The following is an 18848-nucleotide window of genomic DNA, read 5'->3' on the forward strand; positions in this document are numbered from 1 at the left end:
AGCGCCGGACGCCCTGGTGTCAGCGGTTACTTCTTGCCGCTGGCGGCCGCGACTTCGGCGGCGAAGTCACTTTCCTGCTTCTCGATTCCCTCACCGAGAGCATAGTTCACAAAGCCAGCGATTTTGATCGGCCCGCCGACCTTACCCTCAGCTTCCTTCACCGCCTGGGCAACCGACTTGCCGCTATCGTGGATGAAGGCCTGATCGAGCAGGCAGACCTCCTTGTAGTAGGTCTTCAGGCCGGAATCGACGATCTTCTCGATGACGTTCTCCGGCTTGCCCTGCTGGCGGTACTTGTCGGCCAGCACGTCCTTCTCGCGCTTGACGGTCTCCGGATCGAGCCCGGCCGGGTCGAGCGCCAGCGGCTTCGCCGCCGCGACGTGCATGGCGAGCTGGCGGCCGAGCACCGCGAGCTCGTCGGTCTTGCCGGCGGACTCCAGCGCCACGATCACGCCGATCTTGCCGGCGCCCTCGACGACCGCGTTGTGGACATAGCTCGACACCACGCCCTTGCTCACCTCGAGCGAGGCGGCGCGGCGCAGCGTCATGTTCTCGCCGATGGTCGCGATCGCGTCGGAGATCGCGGTCTCGACGGTGACGTCGCCGACCTTGGCCGCCTTGATCTTCTCGACGTCAGCGCCGTTGTGCAGCGCGACCTGGGCGATCATCTTGACCAGGCCCTGGAACTGCTCATTGCGCGCAACGAAGTCGGTCTCCGAGTTGACCTCGACCAGCACGCCCTTGGTGCCGGAGGTCAGCGCGCCGATCAGGCCCTCGGCCGCGACGCGGCCGGCCTTCTTGGCGGCCTTGGAGAGGCCCTTCTTGCGCAGCCAATCCTGCGCTTCCTGCATGTCGCCGTTGTTCTCGGTCAGCGCCGCCTTGCAATCCATCATGCCCGCGCCAGTCGACTCGCGGAGCTCCTTGACCATCGCTGCTGTGATCGTTGCCATCGTTCAATGTCCTTCTTGCCTGTACAGAAACCGCGGCGCCCGATGGCGCCGCTATCTGCGACAGGGAGATCGTTGTTCGTGGAATAGAAGCGGCGGCCGGGCGAGACCCGGCCACGCCGCGTAGCCTTTATTCCGCTTCGGCGAGCGTCTTGGCCTGGGCGACCCAGGCGTCGGCACGGCTCGGCAGACCGACTTCTTCGCCGATCTTGTGCGCGGTGTCGTGGTCGAGCTCGGCGAGCTGCCAGTAGTGGAAGATGCCGAGGTCGTTGAGCTTCTTCTCGATCGCACCGGACACGCCGGTGAGCTTCTTGAGGTTGTCGGCGGTGCCGCGCGGGCCGGCGAGGCCCTGGAAGCCGGACGGCGCAGCCGCCGGAAGGTCTTCCTGCACGGGCGTCGCCGACGCGCCGATGTCGATTCCGGAATCGCCCTGAGCGCGCGAGATGCCGTCGATGGCGGCGCGCGCCACGAGATCGCAATACAGCGAGATCGCGCGGCCGGCGTCGTCATTGCCCGGCACCACATAGGTGATGCCCTTCGGGTCCGAATTGGTGTCGACGATCGCCGCGACCGGGATGTTGAGCCGCTGGGCTTCCTGGATCGCGATGTCTTCCTTGTTGGTGTCGATCACGAAGATCATGTCGGGAAGACCGCCCATGTCCTTGATGCCGCCGAGCGAACGGTCGAGCTTGTCGCGCTCGCGCTGCAGCGTCAGTCGCTCCTTCTTGGTGTAGGAGTTGGCTTCGCCCGACGACAGTACGTCGTCGAGATGGCGCAGACGCTTGATCGAGGCCGAGATCGTCTTCCAGTTGGTCAGCGTGCCGCCGAGCCAGCGCGAGTTGACGAAGTACTGCGCCGAACGCTTGGCAGCGTCGGCAACGCCGTCCTGGGCCGAGCGCTTGGTGCCGACGAACAGGATGCGGCCGCCCTTGGCGACGGTATCGCTGACCGCCTGCAGGGCACGGTGCAGCATCGGCACGGTCTGTGCGAGGTCGATGATGTGAATGTTGTTGCGGGCGCCGAAGATGTAATCCTGCATCTTCGGATTCCAGCGGTGGGCCTGGTGGCCAAAGTGAACGCCAGCTTCAAGCAACTGACGCATAGAAAAATCGGGTAGCGACATAGTGATAATTCTCCGGTTGGTTCCTCCGGAAACGTGTGAGCAGACGCGCCTTATGGCCCGGCTGCCACCGGACGGCCTTTTGAGCCATGTTTCCGTGTGAGATGGCGCGCTGTATAGCGCGATTTGCGCCAGAAGCAAGGAAATACGGCCGGTTGCACCGGCCGGACGGCCCAAAATCGTGCCGAAACGGCCCTGTTTGGCGGCCCGGAGGCCCCCTTTACAGCGTCTGCACGTCGACCACGCCCGCCACCGCCTTGATCGCGCCGGCTATCTGCGGCGAGACCTTGTAGCGGCCGGGCAGCTTCATCTCCACCTCGGTCTCGAGGTCCAGCATCATCACCAGCGAGACGTCGCCATCGGCCCCCGCCGCCGGTGGCGGCGCGGCGGCCGGCTTCACGGCCGGTGCCTTTGCGGCGCCGCCCGGGGCGGGCGCGGCTTCCGGCATGTTGAGCCGGCGGGCGATCGACTCCAGCGGCTTGGTGTCGCGCACGAATATCCGCAGGCCCTTCTGCGTCTTGGCCGCGGCGTGATCCAGCGGCTCGGCGTGCAGCACCCTCGCCCGCACGTCCTCGCCCTGCAATTCGGCGCCGAGCTGCAACAGCACGGCCGCGCCCGGCTCGAGCACGTCGCGGTATTGCGCAAGGCCCTCCGAGAACAGCACCGCTTCGAAATGGCCGGTCGGGTCCGACAGGCCCATGATGCCCATCTTGTTGCCGGTCTTGGTGCGCCGCTCCATGCGCGACACCACGGTTGCCGCGACCTTGCCCGCCGTGGCGCCGGTCTTCACCGCGCGCGAGAATTCCGCCCAGGACTGCACGCGCAGCCGCTTCAGCGCGGTCGCGTAGTCGTCGAGCGGATGGCCCGACAGGAAGAAGCCGATGGCGTCGTATTCGCGCCGCAGCCGGTCCGCGGGCAGCCACGGCTCGATCTGCGGCAGCATAATGCTCGGCGCATCCGCCGCGCCGCCGAACATGTCGTTCTGACCCGAGGTCGCCGCCTCATGGCTGCGCTGGCAGGCGGCGAGGATCGCATCGGCGCCGGCGAAGACGCGCGCGCGGTTCGGCTCCAGCGTGTCGAAGGCGCCGGCCGCCGCAAGGCTCTCGATGATCCGCTTGTTGACGGCGCGCGGGCTCACCCGCGCGGCGAAATCGGCGAGCGAGGTGAAGGCGCCCTTCTTGTTGCGCTCCTCGATGATCTGCTCGACCGCCTGGATGCCGACGCCCTTCAGCGCCGCGAGCGCGTAGTAGATCGTGTTGTCGCTGACCTCAAAGGTCGCGCCGGAGCGATTGATGTTGGGCGCCTCGACCTTGATGCCGAGCCGCTGCGCCTCGGAACGGAATTCGGACAGCTTGTCGGTGTTGTTGAGTTCGAGCGTCATCGACGCCGCGAGGAACTCGACCGGGTAGTGCGCCTTCATATAGGCGGTGTGGTACGACACCAGCGCATAGGCCGCCGCGTGGCTCTTGTTGAAGCCGTAGTCGGCGAACTTGGCGAGCAGCTCGAAGATCGTCTCGGCCTGGCCCTTCGCCACGCCGTTCTTCATCGCACCGTCGACGAAGATGTCGCGCTGCTTGTCCATCTCGGCGCGGATCTTCTTGCCCATCGCGCGGCGCAGCAGGTCGGCCTGGCCGAGCGAGTAGCCCGCCATCTGCTGCGCGATCTGCATCACCTGTTCCTGATAGATGATGACGCCGAAGGTCTCCTTCAGGATCGGCTCCAGGATCGGATGCAGATATTCCGATTCCTCGTCGCCGTGCTTGCGCGCGCAATAGGTCGGGATGTTCGCCATCGGGCCCGGGCGATACAGCGCCACCAGCGCGATGATGTCCTCGAAGCGGTCCGGGCGCATGTCGATCAGCGCGCGGCGCATGCCCTGGCTTTCCACCTGGAACACGCCGACGACGTCGCCCCGCGCCAGCATCTGATAGCTCGGCGCATCGTCGATCGGCAGCGTCGCGAGATCGACATGGACGTTGCGCTGCTTGAGCAGCTTCACCGCGACGTCCAGCACGGTCAGCGTCTTCAGGCCGAGGAAATCGAATTTCACGAGGCCCGCCGGCTCGACCCATTTCATGTTGAACTGGGTGACTGGCATGTCGGATTTCGGATCGCGGTAGAGCGGCACCAGCTCGCTCAGCGGCCGGTCGCCGATCACGATACCGGCGGCGTGGGTCGAAGCGTGGCGCGTCAGGCCTTCGAGGCGCTGCGCGATATCGAACGCACGCGCCACCACCGGATCCTCGTCGCGGAACGCCTGCAGCTTGGGCTCGCCCTCGATCGCCTGCGCCAGCGTCACGGGTGCAGCGGGATTCTGCGGCACCAGCTTGGTCAGCTTGTCGACCTGCCCATAGGGCATCTGCAGCACGCGCCCGACGTCGCGCAGCACGCCGCGCGCCTGCAGCGTACCGAAGGTGATGATCTGCGCCACCTGGTCGCGGCCGTAGCGCTCCTGCACGTACTGGATCACCTCGCCGCGGCGGTCCTGGCAGAAGTCGATGTCGAAGTCCGGCATCGAGACGCGTTCGGGATTGAGGAAGCGCTCGAACAGCAGCGCAAACCGCATCGGATCGAGGTCGGTGATGGTGAGCACCCAGGCGACCAGCGAGCCGGCGCCGGAGCCGCGGCCCGGTCCGACCGGAATGCCCTGCGCCTTCGCCCATTTGATGAAGTCGGAGACGATCAGGAAGTAGCCCGCGTATTTCATGCGGGTGATGACGTCGAGCTCGAAGGCAAGCCGCTTGCTGTAGTCCTCTTCGGTCATTCCCGGCGAGAGACCGTGCACCCGCAGGCGATTCGCGAGCCCCTCCTCGGCCTGGCGCTTCAGCTCGGCGGCCTCGTCGGCGGCGGCATCGGCGCTGGCGGCGGCACCCACCGTGAAGAACGGCAGGATCGGCTTGCGGGTCTTCGGCCGGAACGAGCAGCGCTCGGCGATCTCCACCGTCGAGGCCAGCGCCTCCGGGATGTCGGCGAACAGCACCGCCATTTCCGCGCGGGTCTTGAAGCGGTGATCCGGGGTCAGTTGCTCGCGGTTGGTCTCGGCAATCAGATGGCCGCCGGCGATGCAGAGCAGCGCGTCATGCGATTCGTAGTCGTCATTGCTGGCAAAATACGGCTCGTTGGTCGCCACCAGCGGCAGGCCCTTGCTGTAGGCGAGATCGATCAGGCCGCCTTCGGTGCGGCGTTCCTTGTCGGCGCCGTGGCGCTGCAATTCGATGTAGAGGCGATCGCCGAATAGGCCGGCCAGGCGTTCGCAGCGGGTGATCGCCAGCGCCGCCTGCTCGGCCCGGAGCGCCAGCGCGATCGGCCCGTCCGGGCCGCCGGTCAGCGCAATCAGGTCTTCGGCGTCGTCGGTGAGCCAATCGAACTTGATGTGCGGGGTCTGGTTGACCGGCGTCTCCAGGAACGCCCGCGAGTTCAGCCGCATCAGGCTGCGGTAGCCGCGCTCGCGCGCCGCCAGCAGCACGATTCGCGCCGGGCCCGTCGTCGCAAGGATGCTGCGCGTATTCGGATCGACGTCGCCGAAATCCACCGCCAGCTCGCAGCCGACGATCGGCTGGATGCCGTAGCCGGCCATCTTGTCGGAGAATTCCAGCGCGCCGAACATGTTGTCGGTATCGGTCAGCGCCAGCGCCGGCTGGCGGTCGGCCTTCGCGAGCTCGCCCAGCTTGGCGATCTTGATCGAGCCCTTCAGCAGCGAATAGGCGGAATGAACGTGAAGGTGAACGAATCCGGCATTCGGCATGGCTGCTTACGGAATCTCTTGAGTCAGGGATGGAGCGAGCGCCAGGGCCGGAACTCGAAAGTGTCAGACCCGACTCGCAATCCCATGGTGGGGCCTGACCCCTGCCAAGTCCACGCCGAACGCGGCGTGGCGGCAAGTCCTCCTGCTTTTCCCCAGGGGCAGACCATGCCGCCGGCGATGCCCCTGTCCCCGCGGGCGAATTTTCAGAATTGGGTGATCAGCTGGGCCCACACCGCGATCATCCCGACGAACAGCGTGATCGATGCCAGCGCTGCAGCTTCTTGCACGAAAATCTTCAACATGGCCGCTCTCCCTGAACCGGAACGTATGCAGAACATTGTTCCTTTTTTGTTCTAGGAGTCAAGCAATGCCGGCGACTCAGTTCGAGAAGTGACCCCTGTGGTTAATTCCTGAGCGGCCGACGTCTCGCCGCCGACAGTGATCCGGATGGCGAACTCGTCTTGAGCCTCCGGGGAGCTAGTTACCGCAGCAATTCCCAGCCTGCCTGGGAGGGCAAGGGACCGTTCCGTATGAGCAAAACACGCAGCAATCTCCTGCTTTCGGTTTCAGGCGAGTGCCGCAGCCCTTGCAATCATAGAAGAACTGGCAGGCGTCGGTCGGCATCGTCTCGATGGAGACATGGCCGCAGGATGGGCACGTCAGTTGGGAAGTCAGCTGCAGGTCCGTCATGCCGCGAATATGCGGCGTTGACTGTTCGGTTGGAAAGCCCCGCCCAATCAAACCCGACCCGAATCCCGGAGCGGACGGCAAAGCCCGTCCCCTGCTCCTGGCCGATCGGCGGCGCCGCCAGGCCAACAAAAAACCCCGGGCCAAAGCCCGGGGTTTTCGATGCCGCTTGAATTAAGCGAGCGATCAGTACTTCGCGATGACCGGGCCACCGAACTTGTAGTTCAGACGGCCGAGGACCATGTCGGTGTCGCCACCGGTGTGGAAGCCGGTCACGGCAACACCAGCCGGGGTCACGAAGGTCGCGCCATGGGTGTCTTCGAAGATGTGGTTGTACTCGACGCCGAGCGACCAGCCCTGCGAGAAGGCGAATTCGAGGCCAACACCGACCGTCGGGCTCCAACGGGTGTCGAAGCCGGTCTCGGACGCCAGATTGCCGGCCGCGTTGAGGAACTGGAAGTTGCGATCGGTGACCGCAGCACCGCCCTTGGCGTACAGCAGGACGTTATTCCAGGCGTAGCCGATCTGACCGGTGAACAGGCCGAACGCATCGGTCTTCGAGCGAACGATGCCGCCCGGGACGACCAGGTTGCCGGTGCTGCCGGAGAAGTCAGCCCAGTTACCCTGAGCTTCCAGACCGAACACCCAGCCGCCGGCCTGCCAGCGGTAGCCGATCTGGCCACCGACGGTGCCGCCGTTGGCGTCGAAGCTTCCGACGCCGCCGAAGCCGTCGACCGAACGGTTGTCGTGGCTCTGGCCCCAACCACCGTTGATACCAATGTAGAAGCCAGTCCAATCATAAACAGCGGCAACCATGGGCGGCGGAGCCTTGGTGTAAGGGCGAGCCGCGAGGTCAGCCGCGGAAGCAGCAGTCGCGCTGAGCGCGAGCATGCTGGCGGTGACAAGCAAAATCTTTTTCATTTTCCCGTTCCAACTTTTTCTACAGGCCCCCAAGGCCGCGAGACACCGTCATAGCAGCCCCCGGCGGAATTGCTGTAACTTCGCGGCAACAGGCAGGGCCAAACGACTTCCCTCAAATTTGAAGTTAATACTGTATTACGGGCACTTCCTGGAACTTTTGCCACATAGTTGCCGCACAATCTTCACAATTCGGATCTGCGTGCGCAGCTGCGCGCAAGATCGTTGACCGGAACCGGCTTGTCCGATTTGGATCGTCGCCAAGGTCGAATCTTCGCAGCAAAAGGAATGCACATGCGGACGATGATTCTTGCTGCTGCGGCGTCCGTGGTCGCATTCGCGACGCTGGGGACTGCGCCCGCACACGCCGTCGGCGTGCGTTACCCGTTCTGCATTCAAGGCGACCGCTATCCCGGCCTGAGCAACTGCTCCTATCCGTCGTATGAGGCGTGCCTGGCCACCGCTTCGGGCATCGGGCAGAACTGCATCGCCAACCCCTATTATGCCGGCGACAACGACCCGCGCTCGTATCTTCACGTGTCCCCGCGGGACCGCCGTGAGGGCAATTTCTTCGACCTGTTCATCCACTGATACGCTCGGTCCGGCAACCCCGGCGCGGGAATGTGAGTTGATCCGGCGCTGCGCACAGGTGCCTATTCGCGCGCGCTCGGCATCAGCATTGCCGGCGCCGACGAGGAGATTTCTGATGCGCAGTCTGATTCTGGCACTCTTGCCGACACTCCTGGCCTTGGCAGCCGCGCCGGCCAGCGCCCAGAAATACGATTCGACCTCGCCGGTCTGCAAAACCAACTACCGATGGGGCGGTGAGGATACCGACTGCGGCTACACGTCGATCGCGCAGTGCCAGGCTTCGGCGTCCGGCCTCGCGGCGATCTGCATCAACAACCCCTATTATGCCGGGCCGCCGATCGACAGGCAGCCGAGAGCATCCGGCAGACGGCCTCGCCCCGCTTATTGAGAGCCAGAAGCATTTCGTTCCGATCGAAGCGACACGGAAAAAGGCTCCGGATTCTCTCGTCTTAGCGCGGCTTCTTCACGCGCACCGCTAGCCAGTTCACGCGACGGCGCACTATTCGAGCTCGACAACCTGTCCGTTCGACAGCGACACCCGGCGATCCATTCGCGCGGCGAGATCCAGATTGTGAGTCGCGATCAGCATCGCGACCCGGGTCGCCTTCACGAGTTGCATCAGCGCGTTGAAGACGTGGTCGGCCGTGCCGGGATCGAGATTGCCGGTCGGCTCGTCCGCGAACAGTACCCGGGGCGCGTTGGCAACCGCGCGCGCGATCGCGACACGCTGCTGCTCGCCGCCCGAGAGCTCGGCTGGGCGATGGGTGATGCGATCGCCGAGCCCCAGATAGGAGAGAATCTCGGTCGACCGTTTCACGGTTTCGGAGCGTTTGAGGCCGCGAATCATCTGCGGCAGCATGACGTTCTCGAGCGCCGAGAACTCCGGCAGCAGCCGGTGCGATTGATAGACGAAGCCGATATCGGAACGGCGAATCTGGGTGCGGTCGACGTCGGACATCTGCGAGGTCGGCGTGCCCGCGACATAGACTTCGCCGTCATCAGGGGTCTCCAGCAGGCCCGCGATGTGCAGCAATGTCGACTTGCCGGATCCCGACGGCGCCACCAGCGCCACCGATTGACCGGGCCACAGCGCGAGCGTGGCGCCGTTCAGGACGGTCAGCGTCGCTTCGCCCTGCCGGTATTCCCGCTTGATGTCATGAAGATAGACGACCGGTGTGTCTTCCGCCCCCTCCGCCATGTGCGCTCCTTATTCGTACCGGAGCGCATCGACCGGATCGAGGCGCGCGGCGCGCCACGACGGGTAGAGCGTCGCAAGGAAGGACAGCGTCAGCGCCATGATCACGACGGCGAGCGTCTCGCCAAAATCGATTTCAGCAGGCAGCTTCGACAGGAAATACAGCGTCGGATCGAACAATTCCGTGTTGGTGAGCCACGACAGGAATTGCCTGATGGTTTCGATGTTGAAGCAGATCAGCAAGCCGACCAGCAGACCGACCAGCGTGCCGACGACGCCGATCGATGCGCCAGTGATCAGGAATATCCGCATGATCGAGCCCTGCGAGGCGCCCATGGTCCGCAGGATCGCGATGTCCTGGCCCTTGTCCTTCACCAGCATGATCAGTCCCGAGACGATGTTGAGCGCCGCGACCAGCACGATCATGGTCAGGATCAGGAACATCACGTTGCGTTCGACCTGAAGCGCGTTGAAGAAGGTCGAATTGCGCTGCCGCCAGTCGACCAGGAACACCGGCCGGCCGGCCGCCTCGGTCACCAGCTTGCGATAGGTTTCGATCTTGTCCGGATTGGTGGTGAACACCTCGATCGAGGACACGTCGTTGTTGCGGTTGAAATAGGCCTGCGCCTCGGTCAGCGGCATGAACACGAAGGTCGAATCATATTCCGACATGCCGATCTCGAACACCGCAGTGATCTTGTAGGGCTTGATGCGCGGCGTGGTGCCCATCGGCGTCACCGCGCCCTTCGGCGAGACCAGCGTGATCATGTCGCCGGCATGCAGCGAAAGCTGGTCGGCGAGGCGGCGACCGATCGCGACGCCCTGCCCCTCATCAAAGCCCTCGAGCGAGCCTTGTTTGATGTTCTTGGCGATCGAGGTGAGGTTGTTGAGATCGTCGGCGCGGATGCCGCGGATGAAGACGCCGGCGGCGTTGAACGGCGATGAGCCGAGCCCCTGCCCGTCGACCACCGGTGCGGCGAGGCGGATGCCCTGCACCTGGCTGATGCGGTCGGCGACATCCTTCCAGTCGGTCAGCGGCGATTCCAGCGGCTGCACCAGAATGTGTCCGTTGAGGCCGAGGATCTTGTCCAGCAATTCCTTGCGGAAGCCGTTCATGACCGCCATCACCACGATCAGCGTGGCGACGCCGAGCATGATGCCGAGGAACGAAAAGCCGGCGATGACCGAAATGAACCCTTCCTTGCGGCGCGCGCGCAGATAGCGTCCGGACAGCAGCCATTCGAATGGCGCAAAGGGCGGGGTACGGACTGGCTCGCTCATGGTCTCATCCATCTGTCGATAATCCCATGATTCGGGCCAAATGTGGCCGGATTACCCCGCCGATCAGCACGGCGTGAATAAACTTTAACCCGCGAGCTTCGCGACCACGTCGGCGGGGCTCATGTTGTCGCGTGAGCCGTCGCTGCGACGCTTCACTTCGACCTTGCCGTCCGCAAGCCCCTTGGGTCCGACCAGAATCTGCCACGGGATGCCGATCAGATCGGCCGCGGCGAACTTGGCGCCGGCACGCTGGTCGGTGTCGTCGTAGAGCACGTCGACGCCCTTCGCCGACAGCTCGCGATAGAGCTGCTCGCAGGCGCTATCGACCGCGGCATCGCCCTGCTTGAGATTGAGGATCGCGGCGCGGAACGGCGCGACGGCCTCGGGCCATTTGATGCCGGCGTCATCATGACACGCTTCGATGATCGCACCGACCAGACGCGACACGCCGACGCCGTAGGAGCCGCCATGGATCGGCACGTCGACGCCGTCGGGACCGGCCACCATCGCCTTCATGGTCTCGGAATATTTGGTGCCGAAATAGAAGATCTGGCCGACCTCGATGCCGCGCGTGTTCAGCCGCTTTGCCTCAGGCACTTCCTGTTCGAAGCGCGCAGCCTCGTGGACGTCCTCGGTCGCGGCGTAGACCGAAGTCCACTGCTTGATGATCGGCGTTAGATCACTGTCATAATCGACGTCCGCGCCCGGCACCGGCAGGTCCAGCACATCGCGGTTGATGTAGACGCCGGACTCGCCGGTCTCTGCGAGCACGATGAATTCGTGGCTGAGGTCGCCGCCGATCGGGCCGGTCTCGGCCCGCATCGGGATCGCCTTGAGGCCCATCCGCGCAAAGGTGCGCAAATAGGCAACGAACATCTTGTTGTAGGAGCGCCGCGCGCCGGCCTCGTCGAGGTCGAACGAATAGGCGTCCTTCATCAGGAACTCGCGGCCGCGCATCACGCCGAAGCGCGGACGCTGCTCGTCGCGGAATTTCCACTGGATGTGGTAGAGGTTGAGCGGCAGGTTCTTGTAGGACTTGATGTAGGAGCGGAAAATCTCCGTGATCATTTCCTCGTTGGTCGGCCCGTACAACAGCTCGCGCTTGTGACGATCGAGGATGCGCAGCATCTCCGGGCCGTAGGCGTCGTAGCGGCCGCTTTCGCGCCAGAGATCGGCGAGCTGCAGCGTCGGCATCAAGAGCTCGAGCGCGCCGGCGCGGTCCTGTTCCTCGCGAACGATCTGCTCGATCTTCTTCAGCACCCGGAAGCCGAGCGGCAGCCAGGCATAAATGCCGGCAGCCTCCTGCCGCATCATGCCCGCGCGCAGCATCAGCCGATGCGAGACGATCTCCGCCTCTTTCGGGTTTTCTTTCAGGATGGGCAGGAAAAACCGCGACAATCGCATGGCGTTACTCGGGAATCAGGAAAGCGTGGGAAGAGCTGCAGTGAAACCGGATCGGCTGTGAAAACACAAGGCCGCCAAATAAGAAAAACCCTTCAAATCAGGCGATTTTCGGCCATTTGAACGAATTGCGTACCATCGAAGTGCCGAGCGCGCCGACCGCGGCTTTACCTGACCTCGAAATCGTCTTCCAGTGTCACTTTCTTGAAATCGGTCACCAGGGCGTCGATCTGCATGTGCCAGCGGCCCGGCACCGGCAGCGGCACCTTGCGCACGTGCCAATAGCCATCGGCACCGCGCGCCGCGGCGCGTTCCATCGGTTCGATGCCGCGCTCGGGCAGGCTCAGCGTCAGCGTCGCTTCCTTGGCCGCGAACGGACTGGCATCGCCGTTCATCAGCTGCAGCACGAAGTTGTTCGGCCCGACCTTGCCCGGCGCGATTAGCACCTGGAACATCGCGGCATCAGTGTGAATGTGGACCGCGAGCGGAACATCGGCCGACATCGCCAGCACGCGCGGCGGCGGCGTGAAGCGCCAGAGTGCGACGAGGCCCAGAATGGCGATCATCAGCACGAATTCGAGCCCGATCGAGCGCTGCAGCGGCCGTGTCCGATGAAACTCGCGCGCGATGGCCGGCGTGAACACCAACCGGTTCAGCGCAGCGAGCCCGAGCAGCAGCACCACCAGCACCAGTTTCGCGACCAGGATGTTGCCGTACCCGGTGTCGATCAGCGCGTGAAAGCTTTCGAGCTGGACGATGGCGAGCGCCAGGCCCGACAAGGCGATCAATGCGACGACCGGCACCGCGAGCGTCGAAAAATGCCGCAGCACCCGCAGCAGCGAATCCTTGCGCTGCCAGGCAAGCACTGCCAGCGGCGCCAGCGCGCCCATCCAGAACGCCAGGCCAATGCCGTGGATGAACAGCGCGGTCCGCGTCAGCCATTGCGGCGAGGCGGTGGCGGCATGGCCGCTGACCGCAAACGACAGCCCGACCCAGATCATTGCGATTGCAGTGCGGGTAAAGGCTGCACCGAACGACGGGCTGCGCCAGGCAATCGCCGCGATCAGCATCGCGGCCATCGCGAGCAGCAGCGATGGGAACAGGCTGGTGCCGGCGGCGCTGGCCCACGCCGCCCACGTCACGATGCCCGAGAGCGGCAGGTTCAAGAGGTCGACGCCCTGCAGTCCAAGCGACGCGATCGCGCCGACAAGGCCGATCTTCAGCGACCACATGATCAACCGTTCGCCGGCCGGGCCCTGCCCGATCCAGGCGGCAAAGAACACGCCGCCGACGCCGACAAACAAGCCCAGATAGAGCCCGAGCCGCGCGAGCCAGATCAGTGCATGGAGCACGCCGTCGCTTGACGGCGCCGCCGAGCCGGTGACGACGCCGATCGAGAACAGCAACGAGCCGGCGACCGGATGGCCATCCTGCGACACCACGCGATAGCTGACCACCTGCGTGCCCTGCGGCAGGCCCGCCGGCAGCGTCACCACCACCGACTGGTCGACGGCGCGGATCGCGACGTCGCGCGGCTTGCCCGCAGCGTCGAGCAGGCTGACCGCCGTCGGCGCCACCGCTTCGTTGAAGCGGAGCACCACCGTCCTGGGTGCTTCAGCCATCACACTGCCGTCGGCCGGTTCTGCGCCGATCAGGACGGCATGCGCATGGGCCGAGGTCGCAAGACACAGCGCCACGAGCAGCGTTGCGAGGTTTGCGACCAGCCGCATCGCTTACGACTTCGGCAGCAGCTTGACGCCGGGAGCCGGTGTCTTGCTGCCATGGTCGTGCCGGCCGCCCTGCCCGTCGGCTGGGGTATCGATCCAGCGGCTGACGCCCTGCTCGCACTCCTGCACGACCGGAAAGTACAACGTGGTGTTGGGCTTCAAGGTATCGGTGACAAACGTCTGCATCACGAACTCGTCGTAGTTCTGATCCGCAAGCTTGCCACCGCTCCAGGCGACTTCCTTGACGCCCTCGGAAAGCTTGGCGCCGTGATAGTCGTATTGCGCGGCGTATTTGCCGGTGACCGTATCGAGAGTCCAACCCGCCTTCGGCATTGGCTTAACTCCGATCACACCCTCCGGAATCTGCACCCGGATCTTGATTGTCGCCGAGCCCGCGCAGCCATGCGGCACGGCGAACACCGCCTTGTAGTACGATCCGACCACCGCCTGCTTTCCTTCGAGCGTGATATGCGCGATCGCCGGCTGCGCTGCGAGCAGCGCCGCCGTGGCAATGAGGAGCGTCTGTGATCGCATGGCTGCCTCACATCTTTTTCATGTCCATGTGACCGGAATGACCGCCGCCCGGCCCCTGCGCGCCGACGGCCTGCACGTCCAGCGAGACCGAGACCTTGCCGGCCTTTTCGAACTCGAGCGTGACCGGCACCTTGTCGCCCTGCTTCAGCGGATTCTTCAGATCGAACATCATCAGGTGATAGCCGCCCGGCGCGAGCTTCACGGTCTTGCCGGGCTCGATGGTGAGGCCCTTGTCGAGCGCACGCATCTTCATCACGCCATTGTCCATCGACATCTCGTGGACTTCGATCTTGCCGGCAACATCGCCGGTGCCTGACACCAGCCGGTCGGGCGTCGTCCCCTTGTTCTCGATCGTCAGGTAGCCGCCGCCGATCTTGGCACCGTTCGGCGTTGCGCGCGTCCAGGCCTGCGTGATCACGAGATCGCCGGCCTTGACGTCCTCCGCGCGCGCGGACGTCGAGACGAGTGCAGCGGTCAGCGCTGCGAGGGCAAGGATGCGGGAGAGCGTCTTCATGGCGACGGATTTCCTTTCAAGTTGAAATTCAAGTGTCATCGGGTTGCTGCCGACTGGGCGCTGGACCATTTGTTCAGATCGGCGATTTCGGCCGACCCTTCGATCGTCGTGATCGTTCCATCCCGGGAAATCAGCATGGTTCGCGGGATATCGCCTTGCCAGGCCGGATCGATCTCAAATCTCAACCGCTCGGCAAAGCCGTCGTCGAAGATCCAGTTTTCGGCCGCGCCGAGGCCGGCGCGATCCAGCATCGATCGCGTCGCTTCCGGAAGGTTGGGAACCAGATCCGCGCTGATCGTGACGATATCGATTCCGGGATGATCCTTCATGAACTGGCCAAGCTCCGGCAGCTCGACCTTGCATGGTCCGCAGGTCACTCCCCAGAAATGCACCAGGGTCGGACGACCGGCATGCGCATGCAGCAGCTTCTGCCAGCTGCCGCGTTCGAACGGCTTTGGCGCGCCCTCTCCCGCCGCCAATGCGGACGGCAGCGTTGCGAGCAGGACCAGCGCCGCGAGCAGATAACGCTTCATGGTTCGCCCTCGATCGCTTGAAAATGGTAGCCGTCGGCCTTCGTCATCCACGACAGATAGGTCTGCCGGCTGTCCGAGACGAGCAGCGGATGGTCGGAACTGTCGGCGGTATCCGCGATCACCCTTGGCTTCGACCATGTCGCTCCATCGTCGTGCGATGTCATGAGATCGATTGTCGTCTTCTGCCCGTCGAATTCCTTCCAGGCCATGACAAGCCCCTGCGGCCCCGCGATAATCTGCGGCCGTGACGGGCTGCGGTTCGGCTGACCGACCGGAAGCGGATCGGAGAAGGTTTTGCCGCCGTCGTGCGAGCGCGCATAGAACAATCCCTTGCGCGCCTTGCCGTTGGTGTACCACGTCACATGGTAGGTTCCTTCGCGCGATATCGTCAGGCTCGGACCGTGATGCGGACAGGCCGCGATCTGCCAGTCGTCGTGGCTCACCCGATCGATCTCGCCGGGCGTAGCCAGGTCGGAGAACGTCACGATCGCATGGTCGCGCACGCCACCCTCAAAGATGTTCCGGAACACGACCACCGGACGGCCCGCGCCATCGAATGCCAGCGCAAGGCGGCAGCACTCGCAGGTGTTGTCGGCGACGAGCCGCGCGTCGGAATAGGTTGCTCCGCCATCTCCGGATGACGCGAAAAACAATCCGGCACCATCATATTTCTGGCCGCGCTGCTGCGCCGGCACGCGGTTACGCTTGTCGAGCCACGCGGCAAACACCGCCCCCGCAGGATCGAAGCCAATCGCCTCGAAACGTTGGCTCTCATTGCTCGCGGTGATCGGCTTCGGCGCTTCGAAGCTGCGCCCGCCATCGGTCGATCGCGTGGTCAGCACCTGACCGTTGAAATTCTGATCGCGGAAGATCGAGAAGGCCACAGCGATGTTGCCCTTGGCATCGATCGCAAGCTTCGGCCGCGCATCCGGTCCCCAATCGAGATTGAGCCGCTCCCGGGTGACCTGCACCGGTGTGGAAAAGCTCTTGCCCTGGTCTTTTGAGCTCGCGACGGAGATCTGACCTCCGGCCATCCACGCCAGCCACAATGTCCCATCCTGGCCAAAGGCGGGCGTGACCTTGGTCGCGCAGCGCAGGTCCGTCTCTTGGCAGGCCGCTTCGGAGGCGTGCTGATGGCTCATCTGTGCGACGGCAAGGCTCGGCAAGGCCGCGAGCACGAGCGTTGCAAGCAGCGTCAGGGCGACCGGTTTGCGATAGGTCATCGATGCGCTCCTCATTTGAACGCAATCTTCATACCCGCCACGAAGGCGCGCGGCGATCCGGCATAGATCGAGTTGGTCGAGTTCGCCAGTACGCTCGCGGGATTTTGAATGCCTGCCGCGGTCACCGAATTTGAGATGTTGTTCGCCGACGCCACGTAGGTCCGGTCGAAAACGTTCCTCACCTCGATGTAGAGGTTCAGCGCCTTGAAGTAATCGGAGACGAGATCGGTCTTGTAGTGCAGGTTGAGATTGACCAGCTCATAGCCCGGCGCCTTCAAGAGGTTGGCGTTGTCCATGTAGAAGCTGTCCTTCCACTGCACTTCGACGAACCCGCCAAGTCCCTGAAACTGACCCGACAGCTGGTCGTAGCCCAACCGCGCCGTGAGCTCGTTCGGTGAAATGCCGGGAATCTTGTTGCCGGCGCGATTGAAGCTGAACACCGCGCCGTTCGTGATGTTCTCGACGTATTCCGTGTAGACCTCGTCGAGATAAGTGTAGGCCGCCGAGAACCGCCAGCCCGGCAGGAATTTCCAGTCGGCGGCCAGCTCGACGCCGCGATGCTCCGATCGCGGCGCGTTGAACGTGTAGGAGATGCCCGCAAGCGGCGTGGCCTGAGAAACGAGCTCGTCCTTGAAGAACTCGTAGAAGCCGGTGACGCTGAGCTTGAGCGCGTTGTTCGGTGTCCAGTCGGCACCGACATCGTAACCGAGATTCTTTTGCGTCTGCAGCTGGGTGTTGTTGCCCGAGGCGCCACTCGGCAGGACGAACAGATTGCCGACCTGCGGCGTGCCGTATCCGGTTGCCACCCGCCCGCGGACTTGCCACTCGCTGCTCAGTCGGTACAGCAATGCGAGCTCGGGCGCGGTATTCTGGAATTGCCGGTCCGCCGTCGTGATCGCCGTGGTCCTGGTCCCGGCCGCGCCGGCATAGCTATAGGCGGTGTTTCGCCCCGTCAGACTGGTGGTCTCCCAGCCAATGCCGGCAACGGCGGTCAGCGCAGGTGTGAGCTTCAGTTCCTCGCGTGCGCGAACACCGTAATTTGTCGTCGTGCTGAACAAATTGCTCGACAGGCTTCCGAGCGTCGCATTTCCGCCCGGCATCACATTGCGCGTATCGCTCGAGGCGGTGAGCGTATTGTAGAAGCCGCCGAAATAGGTGGTCGAATCCAGTCCGAACACATCGCCGCGTCTGACGACGTCGCTCATGTAGTTGTAGGACGGGAAGTCGCCGATCGCGCTCGTCGATCCCGTCGGCTGGTTGATGTTGCGGTCGTCGAACACGAACTGGTTGCGCCAGGTGGTCTGGTTGTCGAAGTCGTGCTCCCAGCGGCCGCCGACGATGGTACGGCGGTCGTCGCGCCCAAGGCCCGCCTGAAGCGCGGTCTCCCTGTCGGTCCCGGCCGCCGCGTTGAACCCATTGTTGAACAGCGTCACGGTGGCGCATCCCGGCGCGGCCGTCGCGCCGGTCGTGCAACCCTGCTGGAACGGGTTCTGGTAGAACTGGTTGAGCGAGGAGCGGATCGGCAGGCGCGTCGTCAGGTCATTATTGATCAGCTTCACCGTGAAGCGGTCGTCCGGCGTGACCTGCAGCGTGCCGAGGAAATTGACGGTCTGGGTGTTGAACCAGCTGTTGCCGATGTAGCCGTCGCCGCGCGCGTCGCTCGCGAACAGCGAGCCCTCGAAATTGCCGACCTTCTTGCCCGCCGCGAGATAGTTGTTGAGGTAACCGAAGCTGCCGCCGTCGACGCCATACTCGACGCCGTCGATCGTGCCGCCCGGCCGGGTCCTGAAATTCAGCGCGCCGCCGGTCGCATAATTGCCGTAGAGCGCCGATGACGGCCCGCGGACCACGTCGATGGCGCCATAGGCATGCGGATCGATCAGGTCGCTGCGCGACAGGCCGTCCGGCTGGGTCACCGGGAAACCGTCGTCGAAGATGACGAGGTTGCGGATGCCGAAGCCGTTCCGCGCATTCGACCCGCGGATCGAGATACCGAAATCACGTGGGCCGTTGCCCTGCTTGATCGAGATGCCCGGACTGTCGCGCAGCACATCGGCGACGGAGAACGCCGGTCGGTTGTCGAACTGGCTGCGGTCGATGGTCGTCTGCGTCTGGCCTGTCGGCGCCCGGTTCAAACCGTCGCGGGTCGCGGCAAGCGTCTCCCCCGGCCTCGCGCCGCCCGCCGGGGCCGCCGTCACGGCTGGCGCTGTCGCCGGCTTCGGTGGCCGCCGCACGGACGCCGCACGAGCGCGCGGCTTCAGCGCCGCCGGTTTGGCGCGCACCGCCGTCCGGGGCGCCTCGACGGTGACGGAGGGTAGCTCTGTGCTGGGCGCCTGGGCTTCGGCAGCGGACGGCAATGCGCAAAGCGTCGCGCCCAGCGCGAGCATGCTTGCCGCCTCCAGCGGGTGATAGCGAAACATGGATGAATCCTG

The 18848-nt window shown here is 64.4% G+C and carries 16 protein-coding genes; 2 read left to right on the forward strand and 14 right to left on the reverse strand.

The window, feature by feature from the left end; genetic code table 11:
- Positions 1-26: 26 nt before the first annotated feature.
- The 5 genes from tsf to ACVW1B_RS14710 form a co-directional block, all read right to left on the reverse strand.
- Positions 27-950: a translation elongation factor Ts gene (tsf, locus tag ACVW1B_RS14690; protein WP_057016494.1), complete on the reverse strand. Its 924-nt coding sequence runs from the start codon at positions 948-950 to the stop codon at positions 27-29.
- Positions 951-1077: 127 nt separating this feature from the next.
- Positions 1078-2070, reverse strand: coding sequence for a 30S ribosomal protein S2 (locus ACVW1B_RS14695; protein ID WP_057016493.1), 993 nt, complete (start codon positions 2068-2070; stop codon positions 1078-1080).
- A 217-nt stretch (positions 2071-2287) separates the two neighbouring features.
- On the reverse strand, positions 2288-5812 hold the full coding sequence (dnaE, locus tag ACVW1B_RS14700; RefSeq protein ID WP_253608472.1) for a DNA polymerase III subunit alpha: 3525 nt from the start codon (positions 5810-5812) through the stop codon (positions 2288-2290).
- 477 nt (positions 5813-6289) lie between these two features.
- Complete coding sequence (locus ACVW1B_RS14705; RefSeq protein ID WP_253590635.1) at positions 6290-6493, reverse strand: GDCCVxC domain-containing (seleno)protein; 204 nt, start codon at positions 6491-6493, stop codon at positions 6290-6292.
- Between the two features lie 192 nt (positions 6494-6685).
- The gene (locus ACVW1B_RS14710; RefSeq protein ID WP_028333998.1) at positions 6686-7420 is read right to left on the reverse strand and encodes an outer membrane protein; all 735 of its coding nucleotides are present in this window, start codon (positions 7418-7420) and stop codon (positions 6686-6688) included.
- A gap of 291 nt (positions 7421-7711) precedes the next feature.
- Between ACVW1B_RS14710 and ACVW1B_RS14715 the strand changes: the two genes are divergently transcribed.
- Together ACVW1B_RS14715 and ACVW1B_RS14720 are read left to right on the forward strand one after the other, a co-directional pair.
- Entirely contained in the window at positions 7712-8008 is a 297-nt protein-coding gene (locus tag ACVW1B_RS14715) for a DUF3551 domain-containing protein (RefSeq protein ID WP_310879542.1), read from the forward strand.
- A gap of 115 nt (positions 8009-8123) precedes the next feature.
- Positions 8124-8396, forward strand: coding sequence for a DUF3551 domain-containing protein (locus ACVW1B_RS14720; protein ID WP_057016489.1), 273 nt, complete (start codon positions 8124-8126; stop codon positions 8394-8396).
- A 111-nt stretch (positions 8397-8507) separates the two neighbouring features.
- On the opposite strand, the gene ACVW1B_RS14725 is transcribed toward ACVW1B_RS14720, so the two are convergent.
- The 9 genes from ACVW1B_RS14725 to ACVW1B_RS14765 all read right to left on the reverse strand — a co-directional run bounded on the left by ACVW1B_RS14725 (position 8508) and on the right by ACVW1B_RS14765 (position 18836).
- Positions 8508-9206, reverse strand: a complete 699-nt coding sequence (locus tag ACVW1B_RS14725; RefSeq protein ID WP_092077449.1) for an ABC transporter ATP-binding protein — start codon at positions 9204-9206, stop codon at positions 8508-8510.
- Between the two features lie 9 nt (positions 9207-9215).
- Positions 9216-10496 (reverse strand): lipoprotein-releasing ABC transporter permease subunit, encoded by a 1281-nt coding sequence (locus ACVW1B_RS14730; RefSeq protein ID WP_028339647.1) that lies wholly within the window; start codon positions 10494-10496, stop codon positions 9216-9218.
- Positions 10497-10568: 72 nt separating this feature from the next.
- Positions 10569-11888 (reverse strand): proline--tRNA ligase, encoded by a 1320-nt coding sequence (gene proS, locus ACVW1B_RS14735; RefSeq protein ID WP_456792300.1) that lies wholly within the window; start codon positions 11886-11888, stop codon positions 10569-10571.
- Between the two features lie 164 nt (positions 11889-12052).
- Complete coding sequence (locus ACVW1B_RS14740) at positions 12053-13615, reverse strand: copper resistance CopC/CopD family protein (RefSeq protein WP_456821714.1); 1563 nt, start codon at positions 13613-13615, stop codon at positions 12053-12055.
- A gap of 3 nt (positions 13616-13618) precedes the next feature.
- A complete protein-coding gene (locus ACVW1B_RS14745) occupies positions 13619-14146 on the reverse strand; it encodes a YcnI family copper-binding membrane protein (RefSeq protein WP_253608468.1) in 528 nt (175 codons plus the stop codon).
- Positions 14147-14153: 7 nt separating this feature from the next.
- Positions 14154-14660, reverse strand: coding sequence for a copper chaperone PCu(A)C (locus ACVW1B_RS14750; RefSeq protein ID WP_253608467.1), 507 nt, complete (start codon positions 14658-14660; stop codon positions 14154-14156).
- Between the two features lie 35 nt (positions 14661-14695).
- Entirely contained in the window at positions 14696-15193 is a 498-nt protein-coding gene (locus ACVW1B_RS14755) for a TlpA family protein disulfide reductase (RefSeq protein WP_225647468.1), read from the reverse strand.
- Positions 15190-16416, reverse strand: a complete 1227-nt coding sequence (locus tag ACVW1B_RS14760; protein WP_456821715.1) for a sialidase family protein — start codon at positions 16414-16416, stop codon at positions 15190-15192. Before ACVW1B_RS14760 ends, ACVW1B_RS14755 begins: the two co-directional genes overlap by 4 nt.
- An 11-nt stretch (positions 16417-16427) precedes the next feature.
- Entirely contained in the window at positions 16428-18836 is a 2409-nt protein-coding gene (locus ACVW1B_RS14765; protein ID WP_456821716.1) for a TonB-dependent receptor family protein, read from the reverse strand.
- Between the last annotated feature and the right edge of the window lie 12 nt (positions 18837-18848).

The sequence above is a fragment of the Bradyrhizobium sp. USDA 4502 genome (assembly GCF_054063355.1).

What these genes read in the sequence shown, in the direction of transcription:
- tsf (WP_057016494.1), bottom strand. Translation starts at nt 950, where the DNA reads ATGGCAACGATCACAGCAGCGATGGTCAAGGAGCTCCGCGAGTCGACT.
- ACVW1B_RS14695 (WP_057016493.1), bottom strand. Translation starts at nt 2,070, where the DNA reads ATGTCGCTACCCGATTTTTCTATGCGTCAGTTGCTTGAAGCTGGCGTT.
- dnaE (WP_253608472.1), bottom strand. Translation starts at nt 5,812, where the DNA reads ATGCCGAATGCCGGATTCGTTCACCTTCACGTTCATTCCGCCTATTCG.
- ACVW1B_RS14710 (WP_028333998.1), bottom strand. Translation starts at nt 7,420, where the DNA reads ATGAAAAAGATTTTGCTTGTCACCGCCAGCATGCTCGCGCTCAGCGCG.
- ACVW1B_RS14715 (WP_310879542.1), top strand. Translation starts at nt 7,712, where the DNA reads ATGCGGACGATGATTCTTGCTGCTGCGGCGTCCGTGGTCGCATTCGCG.
- ACVW1B_RS14720 (WP_057016489.1), top strand. Translation starts at nt 8,124, where the DNA reads ATGCGCAGTCTGATTCTGGCACTCTTGCCGACACTCCTGGCCTTGGCA.
- ACVW1B_RS14725 (WP_092077449.1), bottom strand. Translation starts at nt 9,206, where the DNA reads ATGGCGGAGGGGGCGGAAGACACACCGGTCGTCTATCTTCATGACATC.
- ACVW1B_RS14730 (WP_028339647.1), bottom strand. Translation starts at nt 10,496, where the DNA reads ATGGATGAGACCATGAGCGAGCCAGTCCGTACCCCGCCCTTTGCGCCA.
- proS (WP_456792300.1), bottom strand. Translation starts at nt 11,888, where the DNA reads ATGCGATTGTCGCGGTTTTTCCTGCCCATCCTGAAAGAAAACCCGAAA.
- ACVW1B_RS14740 (WP_456821714.1), bottom strand. Translation starts at nt 13,615, where the DNA reads ATGCGGCTGGTCGCAAACCTCGCAACGCTGCTCGTGGCGCTGTGTCTT.
- ACVW1B_RS14745 (WP_253608468.1), bottom strand. Translation starts at nt 14,146, where the DNA reads ATGCGATCACAGACGCTCCTCATTGCCACGGCGGCGCTGCTCGCAGCG.
- ACVW1B_RS14750 (WP_253608467.1), bottom strand. Translation starts at nt 14,660, where the DNA reads ATGAAGACGCTCTCCCGCATCCTTGCCCTCGCAGCGCTGACCGCTGCA.
- ACVW1B_RS14755 (WP_225647468.1), bottom strand. Translation starts at nt 15,193, where the DNA reads ATGAAGCGTTATCTGCTCGCGGCGCTGGTCCTGCTCGCAACGCTGCCG.
- ACVW1B_RS14760 (WP_456821715.1), bottom strand. Translation starts at nt 16,416, where the DNA reads ATGACCTATCGCAAACCGGTCGCCCTGACGCTGCTTGCAACGCTCGTG.
- ACVW1B_RS14765 (WP_456821716.1), bottom strand. Translation starts at nt 18,836, where the DNA reads ATGTTTCGCTATCACCCGCTGGAGGCGGCAAGCATGCTCGCGCTGGGC.